Source organism: Blastococcus sp. SYSU D00922 (genome assembly GCF_054050495.1).
Map to the genome: position 1 here is coordinate 439901 of NZ_JBJGZL010000002.1, position 23759 is coordinate 463659.

General features: G+C 73.4%; 23 protein-coding genes. 8 read left to right on the plus strand and 15 right to left on the minus strand.

The window, feature by feature from the left end:
* Positions 1-11 precede the first annotated feature (11 nt).
* From ACI78T_RS04770 to ligM, 9 genes are all read right to left on the minus strand, one after another.
* The gene (locus tag ACI78T_RS04770; protein WP_456556928.1) at positions 12-1091 is read right to left on the minus strand and encodes a 4-oxalomesaconate tautomerase; all 1080 of its coding nucleotides are present in this window, start codon (positions 1089-1091) and stop codon (positions 12-14) included.
* Positions 1088-1792, minus strand: a complete 705-nt coding sequence (locus tag ACI78T_RS04775; protein WP_456556929.1) for a 4-carboxy-4-hydroxy-2-oxoadipate aldolase/oxaloacetate decarboxylase — start codon at positions 1790-1792, stop codon at positions 1088-1090. The genes ACI78T_RS04770 and ACI78T_RS04775 overlap by 4 nt, the downstream gene beginning before the upstream one ends.
* Positions 1789-2442 (minus strand): GntR family transcriptional regulator, encoded by a 654-nt coding sequence (locus tag ACI78T_RS04780; protein WP_456556930.1) that lies wholly within the window; start codon positions 2440-2442, stop codon positions 1789-1791. Before ACI78T_RS04780 ends, ACI78T_RS04775 begins: the two co-directional genes overlap by 4 nt.
* A 124-nt stretch (positions 2443-2566) precedes the next feature.
* A complete protein-coding gene (locus tag ACI78T_RS04785; protein ID WP_456556931.1) occupies positions 2567-3829 on the minus strand; it encodes an ABC transporter substrate-binding protein in 1263 nt (420 codons plus the stop codon).
* The gene (locus tag ACI78T_RS04790; protein ID WP_456556932.1) at positions 3826-4857 is read right to left on the minus strand and encodes a branched-chain amino acid ABC transporter permease; all 1032 of its coding nucleotides are present in this window, start codon (positions 4855-4857) and stop codon (positions 3826-3828) included. The genes ACI78T_RS04785 and ACI78T_RS04790 overlap by 4 nt, the downstream gene beginning before the upstream one ends.
* 104 nt (positions 4858-4961) lie before the next feature.
* Positions 4962-5843: a branched-chain amino acid ABC transporter permease gene (locus tag ACI78T_RS04795; RefSeq protein ID WP_456556933.1), complete on the minus strand. Its 882-nt coding sequence runs from the start codon at positions 5841-5843 to the stop codon at positions 4962-4964.
* A 3-nt stretch (positions 5844-5846) separates the two neighbouring features.
* Positions 5847-6557 (minus strand): ABC transporter ATP-binding protein, encoded by a 711-nt coding sequence (locus ACI78T_RS04800; protein WP_456556934.1) that lies wholly within the window; start codon positions 6555-6557, stop codon positions 5847-5849.
* A complete protein-coding gene (locus ACI78T_RS04805; protein WP_456556935.1) occupies positions 6544-7326 on the minus strand; it encodes an ABC transporter ATP-binding protein in 783 nt (260 codons plus the stop codon). The genes ACI78T_RS04800 and ACI78T_RS04805 overlap by 14 nt, the downstream gene beginning before the upstream one ends.
* A 282-nt stretch (positions 7327-7608) precedes the next feature.
* Complete coding sequence (gene ligM, locus ACI78T_RS04810; RefSeq protein WP_456556936.1) at positions 7609-9009, minus strand: vanillate/3-O-methylgallate O-demethylase; 1401 nt, start codon at positions 9007-9009, stop codon at positions 7609-7611.
* Between the two features lie 344 nt (positions 9010-9353).
* On the opposite strand from ligM, the gene ACI78T_RS04815 reads away from it, so the two are divergent.
* On the plus strand, positions 9354-10619 hold the full coding sequence (locus tag ACI78T_RS04815; protein ID WP_456556937.1) for an MFS transporter: 1266 nt from the start codon (positions 9354-9356) through the stop codon (positions 10617-10619).
* 13 nt (positions 10620-10632) lie between these two features.
* Positions 10633-12003, plus strand: coding sequence for an aminomethyl transferase family protein (locus tag ACI78T_RS04820; RefSeq protein WP_456556938.1), 1371 nt, complete (start codon positions 10633-10635; stop codon positions 12001-12003).
* A 53-nt stretch (positions 12004-12056) separates the two neighbouring features.
* Here ACI78T_RS04820 and ACI78T_RS04825 read toward each other — a convergent pair whose 3' ends face one another.
* From ACI78T_RS04825 to ACI78T_RS04850, 6 genes are all read right to left on the minus strand, one after another.
* Positions 12057-12914, minus strand: a complete 858-nt coding sequence (locus tag ACI78T_RS04825; protein WP_456556939.1) for a class III extradiol dioxygenase subunit beta — start codon at positions 12912-12914, stop codon at positions 12057-12059.
* Positions 12907-13263: a protocatechuate 4,5-dioxygenase subunit alpha gene (gene ligA / locus ACI78T_RS04830; protein WP_456556940.1), complete on the minus strand. Its 357-nt coding sequence runs from the start codon at positions 13261-13263 to the stop codon at positions 12907-12909. The genes ACI78T_RS04825 and ligA overlap by 8 nt, the downstream gene beginning before the upstream one ends.
* Positions 13260-13541, minus strand: a complete 282-nt coding sequence (locus tag ACI78T_RS04835) for a muconolactone Delta-isomerase family protein (protein WP_456556941.1) — start codon at positions 13539-13541, stop codon at positions 13260-13262. The genes ligA and ACI78T_RS04835 overlap by 4 nt, the downstream gene beginning before the upstream one ends.
* 1 nt (position 13542) lies before the next feature.
* Positions 13543-14274, minus strand: coding sequence for an alpha/beta fold hydrolase (locus ACI78T_RS04840; RefSeq protein WP_456556942.1), 732 nt, complete (start codon positions 14272-14274; stop codon positions 13543-13545).
* Positions 14275-14436: 162 nt separating this feature from the next.
* Positions 14437-15099 (minus strand): response regulator, encoded by a 663-nt coding sequence (locus ACI78T_RS04845; RefSeq protein ID WP_456556943.1) that lies wholly within the window; start codon positions 15097-15099, stop codon positions 14437-14439.
* Positions 15096-16673 (minus strand): ATP-binding protein, encoded by a 1578-nt coding sequence (locus ACI78T_RS04850; RefSeq protein WP_456556944.1) that lies wholly within the window; start codon positions 16671-16673, stop codon positions 15096-15098. The genes ACI78T_RS04845 and ACI78T_RS04850 overlap by 4 nt, the downstream gene beginning before the upstream one ends.
* Before the next feature lie 334 nt (positions 16674-17007).
* Here ACI78T_RS04850 and ACI78T_RS04855 point away from each other — a divergent pair, with 334 nt between their 5' ends.
* The 6 genes from ACI78T_RS04855 to ACI78T_RS04880 are packed head-to-tail and all read left to right on the plus strand — an operon-like array spanning position 17008 to position 23636.
* On the plus strand, positions 17008-17871 hold the full coding sequence (locus tag ACI78T_RS04855) for a methylenetetrahydrofolate reductase (RefSeq protein ID WP_456556945.1): 864 nt from the start codon (positions 17008-17010) through the stop codon (positions 17869-17871).
* 57 nt (positions 17872-17928) lie between these two features.
* Positions 17929-18789, plus strand: coding sequence for a bifunctional methylenetetrahydrofolate dehydrogenase/methenyltetrahydrofolate cyclohydrolase FolD (gene folD / locus ACI78T_RS04860; protein ID WP_456556946.1), 861 nt, complete (start codon positions 17929-17931; stop codon positions 18787-18789).
* Positions 18789-20579 carry an aminodeoxychorismate synthase component I gene (gene pabB / locus ACI78T_RS04865; protein WP_456556947.1) on the plus strand — a complete coding sequence of 597 codons (1791 nt, stop codon included), beginning with the start codon at positions 18789-18791 and terminating at the stop codon, positions 20577-20579. Before folD ends, pabB begins: the two co-directional genes overlap by 1 nt.
* Entirely contained in the window at positions 20576-21223 is a 648-nt protein-coding gene (locus ACI78T_RS04870; protein ID WP_456556948.1) for a cyclodeaminase/cyclohydrolase family protein, read from the plus strand. The genes pabB and ACI78T_RS04870 overlap by 4 nt, the downstream gene beginning before the upstream one ends.
* Positions 21220-22143 carry a dihydropteroate synthase gene (gene folP, locus ACI78T_RS04875; protein ID WP_456556949.1) on the plus strand — a complete coding sequence of 308 codons (924 nt, stop codon included), beginning with the start codon at positions 21220-21222 and terminating at the stop codon, positions 22141-22143. Before ACI78T_RS04870 ends, folP begins: the two co-directional genes overlap by 4 nt.
* Positions 22140-23636, plus strand: coding sequence for an aldehyde dehydrogenase family protein (locus ACI78T_RS04880; RefSeq protein WP_456556950.1), 1497 nt, complete (start codon positions 22140-22142; stop codon positions 23634-23636). The genes folP and ACI78T_RS04880 overlap by 4 nt, the downstream gene beginning before the upstream one ends.
* The last annotated feature ends 123 nt before the right edge of the window (positions 23637-23759 follow it).

The window sequence follows — 23759 nt, forward strand, 5'->3', positions numbered from 1 at the left end:
GATGGGTGGGTTCAGGCGCGGGGGTAGGCCGTGCCGTCGAAGAGCTTGCGGGCGGTGCGGACCACCCCGGAGCGGACCACCCGCGGCGGGGTGACCGAAGCGTCGACGACGACGTCGACGAGCAGGTGGCCGGTCGGGTGCTCGACGTCGACCTGCGAGGTGTCCCGCGGCCAGTCGGCGGTGAGCTCGTGCCCGACGGCGCCCGGCAGCAGCATCCCGGTGACGACGCTGACCGCGCCGAGCACGCCGATCGAGGTGTGCGGCTGGACCGGGATGAACGACCGGGTGCTGACCTGGCCGCCGTCGGCCGGGGCGGCCAGCAGCACGGTCTTGGGCACCGACGCACTCGCGACGTCGCCCATGCCCATCAGCTGCGCGGCCTTGCGGCGGAACGCGTCGACCCGGGCGAGCAGCGCGGCGTCCGCGGCCAGCTGCTCGTGGGGCTCGTGACCGGTGAGCCCGAAGGACTCCGCCGTCGCGAGGACGACCGGCATGCCGTTGTCGACGCAGGTGACCTCGAGGCCCTCGACGGTGTCCCGCACGTTCCCGGTCGGCAGCAGGGCCCCGGTCGCCGAGCCCTCCGTGTCGGTGAACGCGAGGACGACGGGTGCGGCCGTCCCCGGGACGCCGGCGATGGCGACGTCACCGCGGTACTCGACCCGCCCACCGGGGGTCGGGAAGGTCGCGACGGCCACGCTGCCGGAGTTCACCATCCGGATCCGCACGCTCGTCTCGTCACCGCGGGCGGGGACGAGACCGCGCTCGACGGCGAACGGGCCGACGCCGGCCAGGATGTTGCCGCAGTTCTGCCGGTCGCTGACCGTCGCCTCGCCGACGCCCAGCTGCAGGAACAGGTAGTCGACGTCGACGTCCGGGTCGTCCGACGGCGACACGACCGCCACCTTGCTCGTCAGCGTCGTGGCGCCGCCGAGGCCGTCGATCTGCCGCGGGTCCGGCGTGCCCATGAGCCGCAGCAGCAGGGCGTCGCGCTCGGCGGGGTCGCCCGGCAGGTCCTGCGCCTCGAGGAACAGCCCGCGGGACGTGCCGCCGCGCAGCATGGTGCAGCGGACGCCCGTGTCGTCGTAGCTCACCTCTCCCCCTCCGCGTACTTCTCGTAGGGGACGTACTCGATGCCGAAGCCCGGCAGCTTGTCGCGCAGCCCGTACCGGTCCAGGCCGAGCTCGCCCTGCTGGAAGGCGGCCCGGCTGGCGGCCTCCTTGTCGATCCGCGCCTGCGAGGCGGTGAGCGCGCGGGGCACGTCCGCGCGCGGGACGACCATCACGCCGTCGTCGTCGGCGAGGACGACGTCCCCGGGGTGGATCGTCTGGCCGCCGAGGACGACGGGGACGTTCACGGCGCCCGCCGTGGCCTTGACCGACCCCTGGGCGCTGACCGCCCGGGACCACGCGGGGAACCCCATCTCGCGCAGCTCGGCGACGTCGCGGACGCCGCAGCCCAGCACCACGCCACGGACACCCCGGCGCGCCAGGGCGGTGGCGAACAGCTCGCCGAACAGCCCGTCGGTCGACGGCGAGTTGGTCGCGACGACGAGCAGGTCGCCGGGCCGGCACTGCTCGACGGCGACGTGGATCATCAGGTTGTCCCCCGGCCAGCAGAGCACCGTCACCGCGGTGCCGCCGATGCGCGCCCCGGGCCAGGCCGGCCGGAACTCGGGACCGAGGTAGCCGACCCGTCCCAGCGCCTCGTGCACGGTGGCGACGCCGAACCCGCCGAGGGTCTCGGCGTCGCCCGCGTCGGCGCGGGGCGGATCGGTGACGACGACGTTTCTCACGCTGGTCCTCCGGCTTCCGGGGTGGTCTCGGACAGCGCAGCGAGGACGCTGCGGAAGTGCTCGGCGGCCGCGGACTCGGCCCGGTCGGGGTCGCGGTCGGTGATCGCGGAGACCAGCTCGGTCAGCTCGGCCAGGCTCACGCGCGGACGTCCGGGCCGCAGCGAGAGCCGGAACTGGTGGCGGACCAGCTGGGCCTGCAGCCGGCCGACGAGGTCGGCCGCGATGGGGTGCCGGGCGGCCTCGCCCACCATGCCGTGCAGCTGCTGGATGAGCTCGGAGTACTTCAGGACGTCGCCGGACTCGACGGCGGCGACCATCGTGTGCAGGTGCGCCCGGAGCCGGTCGGCCTCGGAGTCGGTGAGCCGCTCGGCCGCCTTGCGGGCGAGCAGCCCCTCGAGGGGCAGCCGGCACTCGGTGATGGCGATGGCCTCCTCGGTGGAGACGACCCGCACCCGCGCACCCTTGTTCTGGATCCGCTCGACCAGCCCCTCCGCGCTCAGCGCGTCGATCGCCAGCCGCACGGCGCTGCGGCTGACCCCGGTCAGGGAGACGAGCTCCGCCTCGACCAGCCGGTACCCGGGGGGCATGTCCCCGCGGAGGATCGCCTCGCGGAGCGCCCGCTCCGCCGTCTCCTGAGCTGCGGAAGCCATGGCCGCACGCTATCCCAGGCGACCTGGATTGCCAACAATCCTGTCAACGATCCACCCCGTGCGAAGGGGCGGCCCGTCCGAGGACGGACCGCCCCTCCGCATCAGGCGATCGCGGTCGGACGGATCACTCGAAGGTGTCGACCGCGTCGTAGCCGCGGCCGTTGAACTTCTGCGCGACCACCGTCGACACCGCCGGCTGACCGTCCTCGGTGGTGTTCACCGCGGTGTCGGGGAGCATGAGCGGCGCCTGGAAGTCCTCGATGGCGCGCAGGGCCTCCATGAAGCTGTCCCGGGTCGGCTCCTCCATGTTCTGGAAGGCCTGCTCGAGCGTCGCGCCGACCATCCAGCTCCACTGGCAGTGCGGGAACGCCGGCGGGTCCGGGTAGTTGCCGTACTCCTTGAGGGCGCCCAGGTACTCGACGACGTCCTCGTCCTCGGCGAACGCCGGGCTCTGCGGCGTCTTCGAGAACGCCACCGAGTAGATGCCGGGGTAGGCCGCCGCGCCGCCGGGCTCGAGGATCGCCGTCGGGCTCGACGTGTTCGAGGGCAGGAACCAGCTCGGCGTCCAGCCGACCTGCTGCGCCTTCTGCAGCGCGGAGATCATCAGCGGGGTCACCGACATCGCGTTGAAGAAGATGTCGGCGTCGCTGCTGGCGAGCTCGGTGATCTGCGCGTCGACGGAGGTGTCGGTCGCCTCGTAGGTCAGCTCGTCGACGATCTCGATGTTGTCGGCGCCCTCGATGCCGGCCTTGAAGCCCTCGACGTAGCCCTCTCCGTAGTCGTCGTTCTGCGACAGGATCGCGACCTTGTGGTCCCCGGACGACGTCGCGAGGAGCTCACCGAAGGCCTGGCCCTCGTTCTGGTAGATCGGCACGAAGCCGAGCTGCCAGGGGCTCTCCTCGGCGTCGCTGAAGATCGGGTCACCGGTCATGATCAGCGCCTGCGGCACCTCGTCGGCGATGGCGGCGTCGCGCCACGCACGGTTGGTGGGGGTGCCCAGACCCGCGGTCATGGCGAAGACGTCGTCCTTGAGCTGGTCGTAGTTCGCCTTGGCCTGCTGCGGGTCGTAGGTGTCGTCCAGCGCCTCGATCTCGACGGTGCGGGTCTTCCCGTCGCCGAACTCGACGCCGCCCTCGGCGTTCTTCATGCCGAAGTACGCCGTGACGCCGGCGACCGTGCAGGTGCCCGGTCCCGCGGTGGCGCCGCTCAGCGGGGTGGTGATGCCGAGGGTGACCGAGTCGTCGGTGATGCCGGGGCTCGGCGCTCCCTCGGCGGCGTCGCCGCCGCGGCCGGCGTCGTTCCCGCCGCCGCACGCGGTGATCGTCAGCGTGAGCGCCGACACCGCGGCGATCCCGACCGCCTTGCGCGATCGAAAGTGCCTGTTCATGCGTGACCTTGCCTCTCTGTCTCGGGTTGCTCCGCCGCGGTGCCCGACCCGTGGGTCGATGACGGAGTGGTCGGTGGAGCGGCGGGGCCGCGGCCGGCGCGCAGGCGCCGGCGTCCGCGGCCCAGCGCGCGGGGCAGCGACGCGAGGCCGCCGGGCAGGACGAACAGGACCACCAGCAGGATCGCGCCCTGCAGCAACGCCGTGAGGCTGGCGTCGACCTGGTTCGTCAGCTGTGGGACGAGCACGTAGAAGGCGCCACCGAGGAGCGAGCCGACGATGCTCCCCGCGCCACCGATGACCATCGCGGCGAGCAGCTCGATCGAGTGCCCGAAGCTGAGGGTCTCCGGCGACGTGTACTGGATGACGAGCATGTAGAGGAAGCCGCTCACCCCGCCGATCGCCGACGCGATGGTGAACGCGAGCACCTTGTACCGGTAGGGCGAGATGCCCATCGACGCGGCGACCGCCTCGTTCCCCTTGACGATGGCGAAGGCCCGCCCGTACTTCCCGCGGACCAGGAAGTACGTCAGCAGGAACACCACCCCGCCGATCGCGATCACGAGGTAGAGCTGCCACTGGTCGTCGTAGAGCCCGCTGCCCTCCGGCGACTCGGCGAAGCGCGCCGAGAGGCCCTGCGAGCCGCCGGTGAAGTCGCTGAGCCGCTTGGCCAGGGGCACGCCGACGATGGGCAGCGCGATCGTCACCATCGCGATCGCGAGCCCGCCCAGCCGGGCGGCGGCCAGCGCCACGAGCAGGCCCGCGACGGCCGGGAGCAGGGTGGCCAGCACGAAGACCAGGACGATGTTCCACTCCTGCTGGACCCCGTACGCGGTGACGTAGGCGCCGAAGCCCAAGAAGAAGATCTGGCCGAGCGAGACCTGACCGGTGTAGCCCATCACCACGTTGAGCCCCAGCACGGCGACGGCGAAGACGCCGATGCGGGCCAGCGTCTCGTTCTGGAACTCCGTCCCCAGGAGGGGGACCACCGCGAGCACGACGACGATCAGCAGCGGAGTTCCCCAGCGCACCCACGGACGCTGCCGCCACGACGCGCCCGGCGGGGCGGCGGGCGTGCCCGGGACCGTCGTCGGGGCGGATGCCTTCGAGGAGCCGGTCTTCGAGGAGGAGGCCATCACACGCGCACCACGGTCTTCCGGCCGAACAGGCCCTGGGGTCGGACGATGAGGACGACGAACAGCAGGATGAACGGCACGGCGATCTTCAGGTCGTGGCCGATGAAGGGGACGTAGACCGCTGCCAGGTTCTCCAGGATGCCGATCATCCAGGCGGCGATGACCACGCCGATCGGGCTCGTGAGGCCCCCGAGGATGACCGCAGCCAGCGCGTACACCAGGGCGCTGTCGAGCATCCCCGGCGTCAGCGTGAGCTGCGGCGCGACGAGCGCGCCGGCGACGGCGCCGAGCACCGCCGCGAGGCCCCAGCCGACCATGAGCAGCCGGCCGACGGGGAGCCCGGAGAAGGCCGCGGACTGCGGGTTGATCGCGACCGCCCGCAGCGCCAGCCCGAGCTTGGTCCGGACGAACAGGAGCTGCAGCAGGATCATCACCGCGACGATCACCAGCGTGGTGCCGATCGAGCGGATGCTGATCGCGACCCCCAGGAACTCCACCGTGTCGAGGGGGAACAGCGACGGGAACTGCTGGTTGTTGTACGACCAGAGCCAGCCGGCGATCCCGGTGATCAGCGTCAGCAGACCGACCGTGACGACGACGGCGGTGTCGGGGTCGCCCCGCTCGAACCGCCGCATCAGGTACCGCTCGAGCACGGCCCCGAGCAGGAACGAGAAGACGATCGATCCCAGGATGGCGAGCACGAGCGGCACGCCCCGGTTGGTCAGCACCCAGGCGACGTACGCGGCCAGGACGGCCATGCCGCCCTGCGCGAAGTTGATGAGCCCGGTCGCCGAGTGGACCAGCACGATCGCCAGGGCGAGGGCCGCGTACACCGAGCCGGTCGACAGGCCGTCGACCACGAGCTGGACGAACTCTCCCACGGGTCAGCCTCCCAGGTATGCGCGGCGGATCTCGTCCATGCCCTTGAGCTCCGCGGACGTGCCCGTGAGCGCGTTGCGGCCGGTCTCCAGGACCGTGGCGCTGTCGACGAGGGTGAAGGCGAGGTTGGCGTTCTGCTCGACCACGAGCATCGCGATGCCGGACTCGATGCGCAGCCGCCGGATCGCGTCGTACACGTTCTTCGCGGTGCTCGGCGCGAGGCCGAGCGAGGCCTCGTCCAGGAGCAGGAGCCGCGGCTTGGACATGATCGCCCGGGACACGGCGAGCATCTGCTGCTCCCCGCCGGAGAGCGCCGAGGCGTTCGACGTGATGCGGTCCCGCAGGTTCGGGAACAGGTCCAGGCAGTACTCGACGTCCTGGTCGACGGCCTTGCGGTCCTTGCGCAGGTAGGCGCCGACCATCAGGTTCTCGCGGACGGTGAGGTCACCCAGCGTCCCGCGGCCCTCCGGCACGTGGGCGATGCCCTGGGCGGCCACCTGGTCGGGTCGCATGCCGCGGATGTCCGTGCCGTCGAAGACGATGCGCCCACCCGCGCGGACGGTGCCGCTGATCGCCCGCAACGTCGTGGTCTTGCCGGCACCGTTGGCGCCGAGGATGCCGACCGCGCCGTTGTCCGGGACGGTCAGCGACACCCCGTCGAGCACCTGCACGGGACCGTAGGACGCGGTGACGCCCTCGAGCTCAAGCAGCGTCATCCGCCGCGTCCTTTCCGATGTACGCCTCGATGACGCGGGGGTCGGACTGGGCCTCGGCCGCCGTCCCCTCCATGAGCTTCGCCCCGTGGTCGAGGACGACGACGCGGTCGGTGAGCGCGGCGATGAGGCCCATGTGGTGCTCGACGATGACGACGGTGATGTCGTCGTCGGTGCGCAGGCGCCGGACCGTCTCGATCAGGGTCTCCACCTCGGCGTGCGGCAGGCCCGCGGCCGGCTCGTCGAGGAGCAGCAGCTTCGGCTTCATGAGCAGGGCGCGGCACAGCTCCACGCCCTTGTGCAGACCGTGCGACAGCTCGTCGGCCGGCAGGTGGGCGGCCCAGCCCAGGCCGTTGCGCTCGAGCAGGTCGAGGGCCTCGGCGCGCAGCTGCTTCTCGCTGCGCCACGTCCGCGGTGTGCGCACCGCCCACTCGAGGGCGCCGCCGGGCAGCCGGGTGTGCGCACCGAGCAGCACGTTCTCCAGCACCGTCGCGTGCAGCTGCAGCGCCGGGTGCTGGAACGTCCGGGCCAGGCCGTGCTTGGCGAGGGTGGCCGGACGCGAGCCCTGCACCTCGGTGCCGTCGATCCGCACGGTGCCCGACGTCGGCTTGTAGTGCCCGCTGATGCAGTTGAACAGCGAGGTCTTGCCGGCCCCGTTCGGGCCGACCAGGCCGAAGATCTGGCCCGGCTCGACGGAGAAGCTCACCTCCTGCAGCACCTTGATGCCGCCGAACTGCAGGCTCACGTCCTGCAGGGTCAGTTCAGCCGCCATGGACTGCCACTCCCGTTGCTCCGTTGCTCGGGTGATCGGGCCGCTGCCCGCCGGGGGAACCTATGCAGCGCGTCACAGATTGTCGACGATTTTGGTGGGAATGTTGCGCGACCGTCATCAACGGCCGGTCGAGGACCGCTGCTCGGTCATCGGCCGTCCGGAGGCGATCCACGCGAACGCCGACCCGATGTCGAGCGGGTGCCCGCCCCGCCGTCGCGGGGGCGGACGCAGCTGTGGCCGAGCGACGAGCGTCCGTCGCCCGGCCACAGCGCACGCCCTGGATCAGGCCTTGCCGGCGGTCCGCCAGCCGCCCTGGTAGGTCTCCCGCGCCATCTTGGCGTAGGGCACGGGGCTCACGATGGCCCGGACCTCGAACTGCTCGTGCGGCTCGACGGTCGTCTTCTTGCTGCCACCGTCGGGCTCGCCCCAGACCACCCGGACCTCGGCGCCGTGCGGCACGTCGGGGCTGATGGTGGCCAGCGACAGGCCCTTCTGCTCGTTCGCCGAGATGCCGGTGAACATCGACACGCCCAGGACGTGGCCGTCGGCGTCGATGACCTTGTCGAAGTTGGACGACCCGTAGTTGGCGTTCGGCAGGTCGAAGAACTGGTACTTCGCACCCTCGACCGGAGAGGACAGCAGCTTCGCGAGGTCGTCGGAGTTCCACTCCAGCGTCACCTTGCGACGCTGGGCGTCCTTGTCCAGGGCCTCGAGGGCGTCCCGGCCGATGAAGTCGTGGTCGAACTTCACGAACGAGCCGTACCCGAGGTCCCACGGGTTGGTGTAGTAGTCCTCGATGTCGTCGGACACGAAGCTGCCGGCGATGGCGTTGGTCGCCTCGTAGCTGTCGGCGCCGAGCCACTCGCGGTACGCGCGCAGCTCCTCGCCGGTGTAGATGGCCGGCAGCGGCGAGGGGATCCAGCCGGACTCGAGGGTGTTGGTGGAGTAGGCGCGCGAGCCCACCGGCTCCAGGCCGAACTCGCGGCCGGCCTCGAGGATGGCCTCGCGGATGCGGTCGTAGCTCTCGTACGGGCCCCAGATCTCCAGGCCCGGCGCGCCGGCCATGCCGTGGCGCAGCGTGCGGACGGTCTCCCCCGCGATGTTCATGGTGCTCATCCGGAAGAACTTGAGCTGCTCGAGGTCGCCGCCGTGCAGCTTCTCGATGATCGGCCAGGCGTTGGGGCCCTGGATCTGGAAGCGCCACAGGTCGCGCGTGACGGCCTTGCCGTAGGGGCGCGAGGGCGACCGGGGGTCGTTGCGGATCTCGACGTCGTAGCCGCCGGTCTCGCCCTTGAACTGCAGCCAGTTGGCGCCGGGAGCGCGACCGACGTAGACGAACTCGTCCTCGTCGAGGTGGAAGAGGATGCCGTCACCGATGACGTTGCCGGCGGGCGTGACCGGGACGAACTGCTTCGCCATGTTCACCGGGAAGTTGGCCACGCTGTTGATCCCGGTGTCGGAGATCAGCTTGAGGGCGTCCGGACCCTTGATGAACAGGTTGAACATGTGGTGGGTCTGGTCGAAGAGCACGGCGGTCTGCTGCCATGCCTTCTGCTCCCGGCGCCAGTTCGTGAACTCGGACGGGACGACCGGGTAGATGTAGGCGCCGAGCTGGGAGTTGCGCAGGAGACCGACGGTGTCGCCGGTCTGGTCGAGCAGTTCCTGGAGGTTCTTGGCAGTCATGTCCGTCCGTTCTCGTCGGGTGTTCCTTCCGCGGGCCGGCGGAGCCGGTCCGTGGCCTGACCGGTGGCCGCCTCACGACGGCGGGCCGGCCCAGGGGGCCGGTTTCCGCCGTCGTGCGCGGCAGACCACGGACGTGCCCTGTCCAGTGGCCCACGCCACATCGTCGAGTGCAGCGTAGAGCGGCGGATGTGCTCCGGCACACGGGCATCCGTCACCCTGCGCGCACCGTTCCGGCCGCTCGGCGTGCGTCGGATGACGTCCCTTCCGGGTCATTTGACGCGTTCCGGGACCGCGTGCGGATCGGACAGAGTGGCGGGGGTCCGGACCGCGAGAGGGGGCAGCCGGTGGCGCGTCGGCCGGTGGGCTCGACCTCCCCTGCGCAGACCCCGGACGCCCCCGGCCGGACGTCGTGGGGCGCCGTCGCGGGCCTGATGGGCGCCGGAGTCGTCGCCGCCGCGCAGATCGGTGGCGCGGCGGCCGCGCTGCCGGTGCTGCGGGACGAGTTCGGGCTCAGCCCGGCCACCGCCGCCTGGTACCTCTCGACGGTGAGCGCCCTCGGCGCCGCCGGCGGTGTCCTGCTCGGGTGGCTGGGGCAGACGGTCGGCTTCGGCCGCCAGGTCCGGCTCGGCCTCACCGCGATCGTCGTGGCCGATCTCGGCGGGGCGGCCGTGGACTCCCTGACCGGGCTCCTGGCCGCCCGGGTGGGCGAGGGGGTCGGGCTGGTGATGGTGATCCTCGCGGCGCCGCCGCTGCTCTCCGAGGTGTCCGGGCCCGCGCACCGGCGGCTCGTCGCCGGGGCGTGGGGCGCGTACCTGCCGGTCGGCTCGGGGCTGGCGGCGCTGCTCGTGCCCGCCGCGATCGGCCTCCTCGGCTGGCGCGGGGCGTCGGTCCTCGATGCCGGCCTCGCGGCCGCCGTCCTCCTCGTCGTCCTCCGCCGGGTGCCGTCCGCCACCGCGCGCAGGCGTCCGTCGGTCCAGGGTCTGCTGGGGGCGTTCCGAACGCCCTCGGTCGTCGTCATCACGGCGGTGTTCGCGCTCTACGCGGCCCAGTACCTGGCCGTCGTCGGCCTGCTGCCGGCCGCGCTGGTCGCCGACGACGGGCTGTCGGTCGCCACGGCCGGGCTGATCGGCGCCGTCGTCTTCCTGGTGAACGCGCCCGCCAATCTCCTGGGCGCCTACCTGCTGCACCGCGGGGCGTCCCTGCGGCGGGTGATCCTCACCGGCTGCGCCGGCATGGCGGTGACCGTGTGGGGGGTGCTCGACCCGGCCCTCCCCCTCCTCGCGCGGGTCGCGTCGGCGGTGGCCTTCTCCTTCATCGCCGGGCTGGTCCCGTCCGCCCTCTTCGCCGCCCTGGCCGCGGTCTCGGCGGGCACGGACAGGGCCGGTGCCTCGATCGGCCTGGTGACCCAGGGATCGGCCGTCGGCCAGCTGCTCGGACCGCCCCTGGTGGTCGCCGTGGGGACGGCCCTCTCGCGGGGAACCCCGCAGTCGGCCCTGCTGGTGGGCTTCACCGGGCTCGTCGCGCTCGGCGCCGTGCTCCTCCCCCGGGCCGCGCGGGTCGGCTCGCACTCCTCCCCCGGCAGCCCGTCTGCCGGTCCGCCCCTCCGATGAAAGGTCGTCCGCCATGTCCTCCGAGAGCCTGGCCACGGCGCTCGCCCGTGCGGGCAGCCCGGTGGAGCTGCTCAGGAACCTCGCCTTCCCGCCGAGCACCTTCCCGGTCAAGCCCGAGTTCACCAACTGGCGCTCCGAGCAGCGGGCGTGGCTCGAGACCTGCGCGCTGCTCGACCAGTCGCACCACATGACCGACCTCTTCGTCCAGGGTCCGGACGCGCTGCGGCTGTTCAGCGACCTCGCCGTCAACACCTTCACCGGCTTCGGCCCGGGCAAGGCCAAGCAGTTCGTCGCGGTCGGCCCCGACGGCCACCTGATCGGCGACGCGATCCTGTTCCACCTCGACGAGGACTCCTTCGACCTCGTGGGCCACCCGATGGCGATCGACTGGGTGACGTTCCACCTCGAGCGGGGCGGCTACGCCGCGACCGCGGAGCGCGACGACAACTCCATCGTCCGGCGGTCCGGGCCGCCGAAGCTGTACCGCTACGAGCTGCAAGGCCCCACGTCCCTCGCCCTCCTCGAGCAGGCCTCCGGGGCACCCGTCCCGGACGCGCGGTTCTTCAGCATGGCCGAGTTCACCATCGCCGGGCGCCGTGCCCGCGCCCTGCGGCACGGCATGGCCGGCCAGCCCGGCTTCGAGCTGTTCGGGCCCTGGGAGGACGGCGAGGCGGTGCTCGACGCGCTGCTCGAGGCCGGAGCGGACCACGGGCTCGTCCGCGTCGGCGCCAAGGCCTACTCGACGGCCAACCTCGGCTCCGGCTGGGTGCCGGCACCGCTGCCGGCGATCTTCGGCGACGACCCGCTGCTGGCCGAGTACCGCGACTGGCTGCCGATCGGGAAGGTCGGCTCGCTGGGCGGCAGCCTGAGCTCCGCCGACATCGGCGACTACTACCTGACCCCGTACGACGTCGGCTACGGCAAGACGATCAGGTTCGACCACGACTTCGTCGGCCGCGCCGCCCTCGAGGAGATGGCTGCGGCGATGGCAGGGAGCGCGCCGCCGCGCACCAAGGTCACCCTCGTCTGGGACGCCGACGACGTCACCGCCGCGATCGGCTCGCTCTACCGGCCGGGCCCGGGCGCCAAGTACATCGAGATGCCCAAGGCCCGCTACGCCACCCACCACGAGGACGAGGTGCTCGTGGACGGGCAGCGGGTCGGCATCTCGCTGGACTGCGGGTACCTCGCCAACGAGCGCCAGATGGTCTCGCTCGCGACCGTCGACACCGCGCTGGCCGAGCCGGGCACCGAGGTGACCGTCGTCTGGGGCGAGGACCCGGTGTCGGCGAAGCCGGCGGTCGAGCCGCACGTGCAGGTGCGGATCCGCGCCGTCGTCGCCCCCGCGCCCTACGACGCGCGGGACACCTACCGGGCCGGCTGACACGCGGAGGGGCCCCGGACGGAACGTCCGGGGCCCCTCCTGCGGTGCGGTCCCTACGCGGGCTGGGCCACGCGGTTGTCGAACAGCGCGATGCCGGCCGCGGTGTTGGACGCGGGCACGAAGTAGTCCGAGTGCACCTTGGTGATCTGGTCGTTCATCGCCCCGCGCATGACCAGCCACATGATGAGCTCGATCCCCTCGGAGCCCGCCTGGGTGATCAGCTCCTCGCGGGAGAGCGTGGCCAGCTTCGCCGGGTCGGTCTGGATGGTCTCCATCCACATGTGGTCGAACTCCGGGTTGATGAAGCCCGCCCGCGACCCGGCCAGCTGGTGGGACATCCCGCCGGTCCCGAGGACGCCGACGGTGATGTCCTCCGGGAAGCTGCGGATCGCCCGGCCGAGCGCCTGGCCGAGCGCCCAGCACCGCGCCGCGGTCGGCTGCGGGTACTGGATGACGTTGACCAGCAGCGGGATGACCGGGCAGGGCCAGGAGTCCCCGGGGTCGGGGGTCCACACCGACAGCGGCACGGTGAAGCCGTGGTCGACCTGCAGCTCCTGGAAGACGGTGAGGTCGAACTCCTCGTCGATCAGGCTCTCGACCAGGTGCAGGGAGAGCTCGGGGTGACCGAGCACGTCCGGCACCGGACGGCGGCCGAAGCCCTCGTCGGCGACCTCGTACCGCTCGGCGGTGCCCAGCCCGAAGGTCGGGACGAAGTCGAGGTCGATGCCGTTGGCGTGGTCGTTGTAGACGACGATCGCGACGTCCGGCTCGTGCTCGGCCAGCCAGGCCCGCGCGGGCGCGTACCCGTCGAACAGCGCCTTCCAGTTCGGGTCGTCGGTCTTGCCGCGGTCCATCGCGGCGCCGATCGACGGCACGTGCGAGGTCGCCAGACCCCAGATCACCTCAGCCATCCCTGCGTCCTCCCGCTCGCATCGCGGCGAGGAAGTCGTCCTCGCCCATGCCCGTGAACACACCGCCGAGGTACTGCATCGACCGGCCGTCCATCATCGCCAGCTTGTACACGTAGAAGATGCTGCCGCCGAGGTCGATCATCGCCTGCCAGTCGCGGTCCAGGACGGCCTGCTGCTGCTCGGCAGTCAGCCCGAACTCCCGGCAGTAGGCGGCCTCGTCGGCGAGGAAGCGCTCCCGGTTGGCGGCGTCGCGCAGGCTCATGAACAGCTTGTTCATGCGCAGCCCGCGGCGGCTGCTGTCGCCGTCGAAGATGGGCGTGCCCGGCAGGTCCCGCCGGCCGGCGGTCACGGCTGCCGCTCCTGCGGGTGGGTGGCCAGCGCCTCCACGTGCACGTCGAGCCACGGTGCCATCGGCAGCGACATCAGCGCGTCGTGCAGCGCGGCCGGGTCCTCGGCCTCGTACAGGCCGACGGTCGCGTTGCGGCCCGGGACCCGCCACAGCCGCTTCAGGATCCCGGCGGCGCGCAGCTCCATGGCGCGGGCACGCTCACCCGCCCGCAGCTCCTCCCGCCGCTCCGGCGGGGTGTCCACCGGCAGCCGGTTCTCCGACCGGACGAGGAACTCCACCTCAGACCTCTTCCTTCTCGTACGACGCCGCTCGCGCGACCTCCAGCAGCACGCGGGCCAGCTCCTCCGGCGCGGTGACCATCGCCTCGTGGCCGGTCTCGAGCTCGTGCACCGGCCAGCCGCGCTCCCGGGCGCGGTCGGCCTGGCCCGCGAACACGCGCATCCAGCTGACGCACTCGACGAAGGCGGCGGGCACGTCGTCGACCGCACCGGTGAGCCGCAGCGCGTCGGTGTAGGTCTTCCACGGGTGCGGGGTGAGCTTCGGGGTCAGCCAGTCGACGTCTGCCTGCTCGGTCACGCCGAGCACTGACAGCTTGCGCACCGGCACGAGCCACCCGAAGCCCTGCTCCGCGGCCGACTCGGCCCAGTGGTGCTCGACCGTCTCGGGCAGGAGGTCGCGGGCCGCCTCCCCGTCGGAGCCGACGAACGCGTCGAGGTAGACGCGCTGGGCGACCGCCCGTGGCCGCCGGTCGGCGACGGCGGTGACGATCTGCCCGGCGTAGCTGTGCCCGACCAGGACGACGTCGGTGAGCCCCAGGACGTCGACCAGCCGCACGACGTCCTCGACGTGCGTCTCCAGCCCCACCTGCGGCGAGAGCAGGTGCGCCCGCTCGGAGAGCCCGGTGAGGGTGGGGGCGTGCACCTCGTGCCCGGCCTCGCGGAGCAGCGGGGCCACCCGGTCCCAGCACCAGCCGCCGTGCCAGGCCCCGTGGACGAGCACGAACGTGGTCACGCACTCCTCCTCCGACGCCGGATCCGGGCACACCTGTGCCCACTTCCCCGCCACCGTAGGCACGCCGCGCGTCGGGCGGATCGGCCCGATGTCACGACGCCGGCACCGATGCGGCAGGGACCGTCCGCGTCATCCGTCGTGGCCGTTCCCCCGCCCGAGGGGTCACCGGGGCTGGACGAGGCCTTCCTTGACGGCGAGCAGCGCCGCCTGGGTCCGCGAGGTGAGCCCCATCTTGGTGAGCAGGTGGCTGACGTGCGACCGCGCCGTCCGCTCGCTGATCAGCAGGTGCCGGGCGATGTCCTTGTTGGACCGGCCCTCCGCGACCAGGACGAGCACCTCCCGCTCCCGCGTGGTGAGCACCCCGAGGCCCGTGCGCGGCGCGCGGATCTCCTGCGCCAGGCGGCGGGTCACCGCCGCGTCGAGGAACACCTCGTCGCGGACGGCCGCCCGCAGCGCGGCGTCCACCTCGGCCGGGCCGGCGTCCTTGAGCAGGTAGCCGGAGGCCCCGTTCTCCAGCGCCGCGTGCACCCGCTCGGCCTCGCCGAAGCTGGTGAGGATGACGACCTTGAGCTCGGGGAACCGGCGCAGCACCTCCGCGGTCGCTGTCACGCCGTCCATGCCGGGCATCTGCAGGTCCATCAGCACGACGTCGGGCAGCTCGTCGTGCGCGGCCGCCTTCGCGAGCCGGTCCAGCGCCTCCTGGCCGTCTCCGGCCTCACCGGCCACGTCGACGTCCTCGAGCGCCTCGAGGTAGGCGACCACGCCGCGGCGCACCACCGCGTGGTCGTCCACGACGAGCACCCGGATCGGACCGGAGGGCGTCACGACGCGGCTCCCGGCCGGGCCGGCAACGAGGTGGGCAGGGGCAGGCTGAGGCGGACGGTCGTCCCGCCCCGGGCCGGCTTCCGCACCTGGACCACGCCGCCCCACCGGGCCGCGCGCTCGCGCATGACGCTCATCCCCATCCCGCTCGACCCCGATCCGCCGGAGGGCCCGGCCTCGCTCGCTGCTCCCATGCCGCGGCCGTCGTCGGTGACCTCGGCCGCGAGCCGCCCGCGGCGGCCGCGGGAGGTCACGGCGAGCCGGACGCGGATCGTCGACGCACCGGCGTGCTTGACGCTGTTGTGCAGGGCCTCGGCGAGGACCCGGTAGACGTCCTCGAGCAGGTCGGCGTCCAGCGCGGCCATGCCGTCGGCCGGGTCGTCGACCTCGAGGGAGACGTCGATGCCCGTGCGGGCGGAGGTGGTCTCCACCAGCGACCGCAGCGCCGAGACCAGCCCTCCGGCCGTCGTGGCCGCGGGGCGCAGCTCCACCACCATGCCGCGCAGGTCCGCGAGGACCGCTTCGGCGCTGCCGCTCAGGTCGTCGGCCACCTGGGCGACCTTCTCCGGGGTCGGGGGCAGCCCGCGGGCGACGAGCACCCCCAGCGACCGGGCCTGCATCATCATCGAGAAGACCTGCTGGACGACCGAGTCGTGCAGGTCGCGGGCCAGCTTCTGGCGCTCCTCGCGCCGCGCGACGTCCCGCTCCCGCTCCAGCAGCGCGGCGTGGTCGACGGCCATCGCCGCCTGCTCGGCCATGGCGAGGAGGAACTCCAGCTCGGTGTCGCCGACCGCCTGCCCGGGCGAGAAGAAGGCGTTCAGGATGCCGACCGGCTCTCCCCGCGCGAGCAGGGGCACGCTGACGAACCAGTCCCACAGGGGCGAGCCCATGACGTCGTGCAGCGGCGCCCACGCGGGGTCCTGCATGACCGCCTCGTAGCGGTTCGGCGCGATGAGCGGCTCGCGGTTCTCCAGTGCCTCCAGCATCAGCAACCGGGCGCCCAGGGCACGGCAGGCCATGAGCTTGTCGAAGAACTCGGACCCGCGGCCGAAACCGGACGAGCCCATGACGTGCAGCCGGTCGCCCGTCGAGTTCACGGTCAGCACCTGGACGCCGGCGAGCCCGGCGGTGCGCGCCACCTCCTGGGCCAGCGCCTCCAGCGTGCCGATCAGGGAGCGCTTCGAGGCGACGTCGGAGGCGGCCTTCGCGATCGCCGCGAGCCGCCGCTCGCGCAGCCGGTCCAGGGTCACGTCCCGGAAGGACGCGATCCACCGGGTGGTGCCCGGGACGGCGGCCAGGACGTAGGCGAACTCGCGGCGCCGGCCCGTCGCCGGCTCCCGCCACGTCACCGTCTGCTCACCGGTCCTGGGCGCGTCCGCGGGGTCGGGCGCGGGGAACGGGGAGGGGACGCCCGCGACCGAGGCCGGGTCCAGGCCGCACAGCAGGGCGGCGGCGGGGTTGGCCTCGACGAAGCGCCCGTCCGCGTCGATGACCGCCAGGCCGTCCGGGGCGTACCGCACGACCTCGTCGTCCGAGGTGGCCGACGGGGCCACGGCGACCCGTCCTCGTGGTTCCACCCGGCCCTCCTCGGTGCTCGATCCAGTGACCGGTGCCCCCGATCGCCCTGGAGAAGATGCTGACACGCCGGGGGGCCGCGCTGGGCGGTGGAGGTGGCGGTCCACCCGGGCGGGGGTGCCGTCGCGGCGGGGACCGCGACGATTGACGCAGGCCCGGCGGCCGATCCGGTGGCACCGGCGCCGCCATATCTCCGTGCCCAGCACCTGGTGATGCCGGTCACGATGGTGGGTAAGCGGACGACCACCCGGACCCTGCCCCGCGGGGCGGCCCGGCGGGGGCGCCACCGACGGCCGTCGCGGGGGTCCCCCGTCCGGCCCGTGCAGAGGAGACCATGTGAAGCGCGCGCTGACCTTCCGGGACGCAGCGAGCCGGACCTCGTTGAGGCGGGCGTTCGACCACCTCGGCTACGAGGTGATCCCGTTCAAGAAGACCGAGCAGGCGGTCCTCGACAACGTGCCGAAGGACGTGCGGCTGACGGTGACCGCGTCCCCCGCCAAGGGGCAGGACGCCACCATCGACCTGACCGTCGCCCTGGTCGGCCACGGCTACAACGTGGCGCCGCACCTGTCGGCGCAGCAGGTGCGCGACCGCGCCCACCTGGCCGACGTCGTGGCCCGCTGCCGGGAGGCCGGCATCAGCGAGGTCTTCGTGGTGGGCGGGGACCCGACCGACGAGCCCACGGAGTTCCGGCACGCCCACGACCTGCTGGTCGCGCTGCACGAGCTCGACCACGGGTTCACCGAGATCGGCATCGGCGGCCACCCGGAGGGCCACCCGGTCGCGTCGGAGGACACGCTCTTCCAGGCGCTGAAGGACAAGGCACCCCTCGCCACCCACATCAAGACCCAGATCGTCTTCGACCCCGCCGTGATCCTGCGGTGGGCACGAGAGCTGAAGAACCGCGGGATCGACCTGCCCGTGCACGTCGGGGTCCCGGGCGCCGTCCACCGCCAGAAGCTGCTGCGGGTCTCCGGCGGGCTGGGCATCGGGGAGTCGGCGAAGTTCCTCAAGAAGCAGCAGAGCCTGTTCTGGCGGTTCTTCGTGCCCGGCGGCTACAGTCCGAACAAGATCATCAAGGGTCTGGCCCCGCACATGGGCAAGCCGGACAACAACATCGAGGGCTTCCACGTCTTCACGTTCAACGACCTCGGCCCGACCGAGGCGTGGCGGCAGCAGATGCTGAGCGACCTTGCCTGAGACGACCCTGCCCGAGACCCCCTTCCCCGCGACCCCGAGCCGCCCCTGGAGCCCCCGGTGACCGCACGCCTGATCGACGGCACCGCCGTGGCCCGCCGGGTCCGCGAGGACGTCGCCCGCGGCGTGCAGGAGCTGGTCGCCGCGGGCGGGACCGCGCCGGGGCTGGCGACGGTGCTCGTCGGCGACGACCCCGCGTCGGAGGTCTACGTCCGCAACAAGCGTCGGCTGTCCGTCGAGGCCGGGATGCAGGACCTCCACCGGCACCTGCCCGGGGACGTCGACCAGGAGACGGCGGCCGCGCTGGTCGACGAGCTGGCCGCGGACCCGGCGGTGTCCGGCATCCTGCTGCAGCTGCCCACCCCGGAGCAGCTGGACTCCGACGCGCTGATCGCCCGGATCCCGGCGGAGAAGGACGTCGACGGGCTGACCACGGCCAACGCCGGCCTCCTCGCCCAGGGCCGCCCCGGGCTCCGCCCGTGCACGCCGGCCGGCGTCATGACGCTGCTCGAGGAGTACGACGTCCCGCTCTCGGGCGCCGAGGCGGTCGTCGTCGGCCGCTCCGTGCTCGTCGGCAAGCCGATGGCCCAGCTGCTGCTGGCCAAGAACGCCACGGTGACGGTCTGCCACTCGCGCACCCGCGACCTCGCGGACGTCTGCCGGCGCGCCGACGTGCTCGTGGTGGCCGCCGGCATCCCGGGGATCGTCGGCGCGGACGCCGTGAAGCCGGGCGCGACGGTCATCGACGTCGGCATCCACCGCGGCGAGAACGGCCTGCGCGGCGACGTCGAGTTCGACGACGTCGTGGACGTGGCCGGCGCGATTACGCCGGTCCCCGGCGGCGTCGGCCCCATGACGATCGCGATGCTGCTGGCCAACACCCTCACGGCGGCGAGGGCCCAGCAGGGTATCGGGGCCTGATGCCCGGGCCGTGGGCTCGGTTCGACGACCTCCGCACCGGGACGGCGCTGCTCTGCCCGCCGCCGACCGAGGTCCTCACCGCGGTGCGGCCGGACGAGGTCGCGGGCGTGCTCCAGCGGGTCCACGACGCGACGGAGGCCGGCAGCTGGGCGTACGGCCACGTGGCCTACGAGGCGGCCTCCGGGCTCGACCCGCAGCTGCCCGGCGGCTCCTCCTCCCCCGACGGGCCCCCGCTGGTGTGGTTCGGGCTGTGCGGCGAGCCCGCCGCGGTGGCGCCGGTGTGCGCTCCGGGCGGGGTCGCGGAGCCGCCCGCCCCCTGGCTGCCCGACTGGAGCGACGACGAGCACGCCCGTGCCGTCGGCCTGGTGCGCGAGCACATCGCGGCCGGCGAGACCTACCAGTGCAACCTCACCGACCGGCTGCGCGCTCCCGTCACCGGGGACCCCCAGGAGCTGTACGCGCGGCTCGCTCTGGCCCAGCGCGGCGCGTACAACGCCTACCTCGACCTCGGCCGGCACGTGGTCGCCAGCGCCAGCCCCGAGCTCTTCTTCGAGTGGGCGGGGGACGTCGTCCGGACCCGGCCGATGAAGGGCACCGCCGCCCGCGGCCGCACGACCGCCGAGGACCGCGAGCAGAGCCACCGCCTGCGGTCCAGCACCAAGGAGCAGGCCGAGAACCTCATGATCGTCGACCTGCTCCGCAACGACCTCGGCCGCGTGGCCGAGGTCGGCAGCGTGGCGGTGGACGACCTGTTCGCCCTCGAGCGCTACCCCACCGTGTGGCAGATGACGTCGCAGGTGAGTAGCCGGGTCCGACCCGGGACCAGTCTGCTCGACCTGTTCCGCGCGCTGTTCCCCTGCGGATCGGTCACCGGCGCCCCCAAGCGCCGCACGATGCAGCTGATCGCCGACCTCGAGCCGACGCCGCGCGGCGTGTACTGCGGCGCCGTCGGGCTGGTCGCTCCCCCGACCGCCCCGTTCCGGGCCCGCTTCAACGTCGCCATCCGGACCGCCGTCGTCGACCGGGTCACCGGGGGCGCCGTGTACGGGGCCGGCGGCGGCATCACGTGGGGCTCCGAGGCGGCGCGAGAGCGCGCGGAGCTGCGGGCCAAGGCCGCCGTCCTGGCCCACGACGTCACCGAGCACCGGCTGCTCGAGACGCTGGCGTTCGCCCCCGGGGACGGGCTGCGCAACCTCGACCGGCACCTCGCGCGGATGGCCGACTCGGCCGACTGGGCCGGCTTCCGCTTCGACCGCCCGGAGGTGGCGGCCTGCGTGGAGCGGGCCGTCGCCGGGCGGACCGAGGCCGCCCGCGTCCGGGTCCTGCTCCCCCGGTCCGGGCAGGCCGACGTGGAGCTGGAGCCCATGCCGCCGGCGAGCACGCAGCCGGTGCGCCTCGCCGTGGACGACGATCCGGTGGACGCCGGGAACCCGTGGCTGCAGCACAAGAGCACCCGTCGCGACGTGTACCTGACCCGTTCGCTGCGCCACCCGGAGGCCGACGACGTGGTCATGGTGAACCAGCGCGGCGAGCTCACCGAGACGACCACGGCGAACCTGGCCCTGCGCATCGGCGGCCGGTGGTGGACGCCGCCCACGACGTCCGGCTGCCTGCCCGGGGTGGAGCGCGGCCTCCTGCTCGACCGGGGCGTCCTGCACGAGCGCGTGCTCACCCTCCCCGACCTCGAGCGCGCCGATCAGGTGGCCGTGCTGAACTCCCTGCGCGGCTGGCGAGCGGCCCGGCTGGTGGCCGGGGCCGACGCGCTGCCCTCCCCGGCGGCCCGCTCGTGACCGGCCACCAGCCCGAGGAGCTCGACGGCCAGTCGATCGGCGACTTCCTCGCCCAGCTGGCCGCCCGCATCTCCGCGCCGGGCGCGGGGGCCACGGCCGCCGTGGAGGCGGCCCTGTCGGCGTCGCTCGTCGCGATGGTGGGCCGGTTCACCAGGGACGAGGAGCACGCTGAGGTCGTCGCCGAGATCGTGGCGACCGCGGACGGCCTCCGCGACGCGTGCCTGCGGTCGGCAGCCGACGACGAGGCCGCGTTCGCCGCGGTGGCCGAGGCGATGAAGCTGCCGCGGGGCACGGACGACGAGAAGGCGTCGCGGTCCCGCCGCCTCTCCGAGGTGCAGCTGGCCGCGACCCGGCCACCGCTGGCGGTCCTGGAGGCGGCCGCCGAGCTGATGTCGCTGGCGGCGCGGGTGCTACCGGTCGCCAACCGGAACCTGGTCAGCGACGTCGCGGCGGCCACGGCCGCCGCCCGGGCCGCCGCCACGACGGCGCGCCTGGCCGTCGAGGCGAACCTCCCGGGCATCCGCGACGACGAGGCACGGGCCCGCCTGAGGTCGGCCGTCGAGGCGGTCGAGGACCTGGCTCACCGGGCCGACGAGGTCGAGGCCGAGGTGCGGGCGAGGATGCGGTCGGAGGCCGCACCGTGATCGCCCGGCCGGGCCGCTGCGTCGTGATGGGGATCCTCAACGTCACGCCCGACTCGTTCTCCGACGGGGGTCGCCACGGGACGGTCGGGGCGGCGGTGGCGCACGGCCTGCAGCTGGCCGCGGCGGGGGCCGACTACGTCGACGTCGGTGGCGAGTCCACGCGACCCGGCGCCGGCCGCGTGACCGCCGAGGAGGAGTGCCGGCGGGTGCTCCCCGTCGTCGCCGAGCTCGCCCGGCTCGGGACACCGGTCAGCATCGACACCACGCGGGCGGTCGTCGCCCGGGCCGCGCTCGACGCCGGTGCGGTGCTGGTGAACGACGTCAGCGGCGGGACGGCCGATCCCGCCATGGCTCCCGTCGTCGCCGCGGCCGGTGTTCCATGGGTGCTCATGCACCGACGGGGCGAGAGCCGCGACATGTACGCCGAGGCCGTGTACGACGACGTCGTCACCGACGTGCGTCGGGAGCTGTGCCGGCGGGTGGACGCCGCGCTGGCCGCGGGCGTGGCGGCCGACCGGATCGTCGTCGACCCGGGGCTCGGCTTCGCGAAGCAGCCCGCGCACGACCTGGCCCTGCTCGCGGGCCTGGACCGGATCGTCGACCTCGGCTTCCCGGTCCTGGTCGGCGCCTCCCGGAAGCGGTTCCTCGGCGCCGTCCTGGCCGGTCCGGACGGCGAGCCCCGGCCCCCCGCCGCGCGCGACAGCGGCACGCTCGCCACGTCCGTGCTCGCCGCGCGCGCGGGCGCCTGGGGCGTGCGCGTCCACGACGTGGCCGGCAGCGCCGACGCCGTGCGCGTCGCCGCCGCGGTGGGCCCGAGCGCACCCGGAACCGAGACTTCGGCGCCCACGGCGCCGGACGGGGATGCCAGACCGCGCATCCCGACCCGCGAAGGACACACAGAGAGGTGGCGATCCGCATGACGAGCACGTTGGACACGGCGGCTCCGGTGACGACGGGGCTCTACATCGGCGGGGAGGTGCGCTCCACCGACGACACGCTCGAGGTCGTGGACCCGGCGCGCCCCGGCGTCGTCGTGGGGCACGCGGCGGCCGCGTCGACGCAGGACGTGAGCGACGCCGTCGCCGCGGCGAAGTCCGCCTTCCCGGCGTGGGCGGCGCTGCCGGCCACCGAGCGCGCGGCGCAGATGGCCGCCGCCATCCAGGGGCTCGCCGACGAGCGCGACGAGGACGCCCGGATCCTGTCCCTGGAGAACGGCAAGATCGTCCACGAGGCCTGGGTGGACGCGCTGGTCTTCGAGATCCGCTGGCAGCTCGCCCTCTCGCTCGCCGAGGAGGTCGACGCCACCAAGGTGCTCTCCCCCGCCCCCGGCATCCCCGTCGAGACGACGGTCGCCTACCAGCCGCTCGGCGTGGTGACGGTCATCGTGCCGTTCAACTGGCCGATCGCGATCCTCGGCGCGGCCCTCCCGCACGCGCTGCTGGCCGGCAACACGGCGATCGTCAAGCCCCCGCCCACCACGCCGCTGGCGACCACCCGGCTGGTGCAGCGGGTCGCCGAGAAGCTGCCCCCGGGCGTGCTGAACGTCGTGACCGGCCGGGACAGCGAGATGGCCGGACTCATCGACAGCCCCGACATCGCCAAGGTCTGCTTCACCGGCAGCGTCAACGGCGGCAAGCGGATGATGGAGATGGCCTCCCGCAACCTCACGCGGGTCACCCTGGAGCTCGGCGGCAACGACGCGGCGATCATCCGCGAGGACGCCGTCCTCGACGACGAGCACCTCGACCGCCTGTTCGCCGGCATCTTCGACACCACCGGCCAGATCTGCATGGCCGCCAAGCGCATCTACGCGCACCGGTCGCGCATGGACGAGGTCGTGTCCGGGCTCTCCGCGCGCCTGGAGAAGGTCGTCCTGGGTCACGGGCTGGCCGAGGGCACGACCATGGGCCCGCTGCACCAGCCGGCTCAGAAGGCCTTCGTCCGGGAGATCATCGAGGAGGCGAAGGACGCCGGCGCGACGGTGCTCGAGTTCGGCGAGCTGCCCGAGGGCGAGTTCGCCGAGGGCAACTTCCTGCGCCCGGCGATCGTCGTCGACCCCGACCCGTCGCTGCGGGTCGTCACGCAGGAGCAGTTCGGCCCGGTCATCCCGGTGCTGCCCTACGACGACGACGCGGACGCCGTGCGGCAGGCCAACGACACGTGGGGCGGCCTGTGCGGCTCGGTCTGGACGGCGGACACCGAGGCCGCCACCCAGCTGGGCGCGCAGCTGGCCTGCGGCTACGTCTGGGTCAACGACCACGGCGCCACGCGGCTGGACCTGCGGGCCCCCTTCGGCGGGATGAAGCAGTCCGGCATGGGCCGCGAGCAGGGCATCGAGGGGATCCGCGCGTTCCAGGACACCCGCTCGATCGCCCACCTGGACGCGGCCGCGCTCGCCGCCTCCGCGCACTGACGCACGCGCCGGGGGGGGGGGGGGGGGGGGCCCCCCCGCCCCCCCCCCCGGGGCCCCCCCCCCCCCCCACCCCACCCGGGGCCACCCACCCACCACCCCACCCCCCCCCCCCCCGCGCGCCCC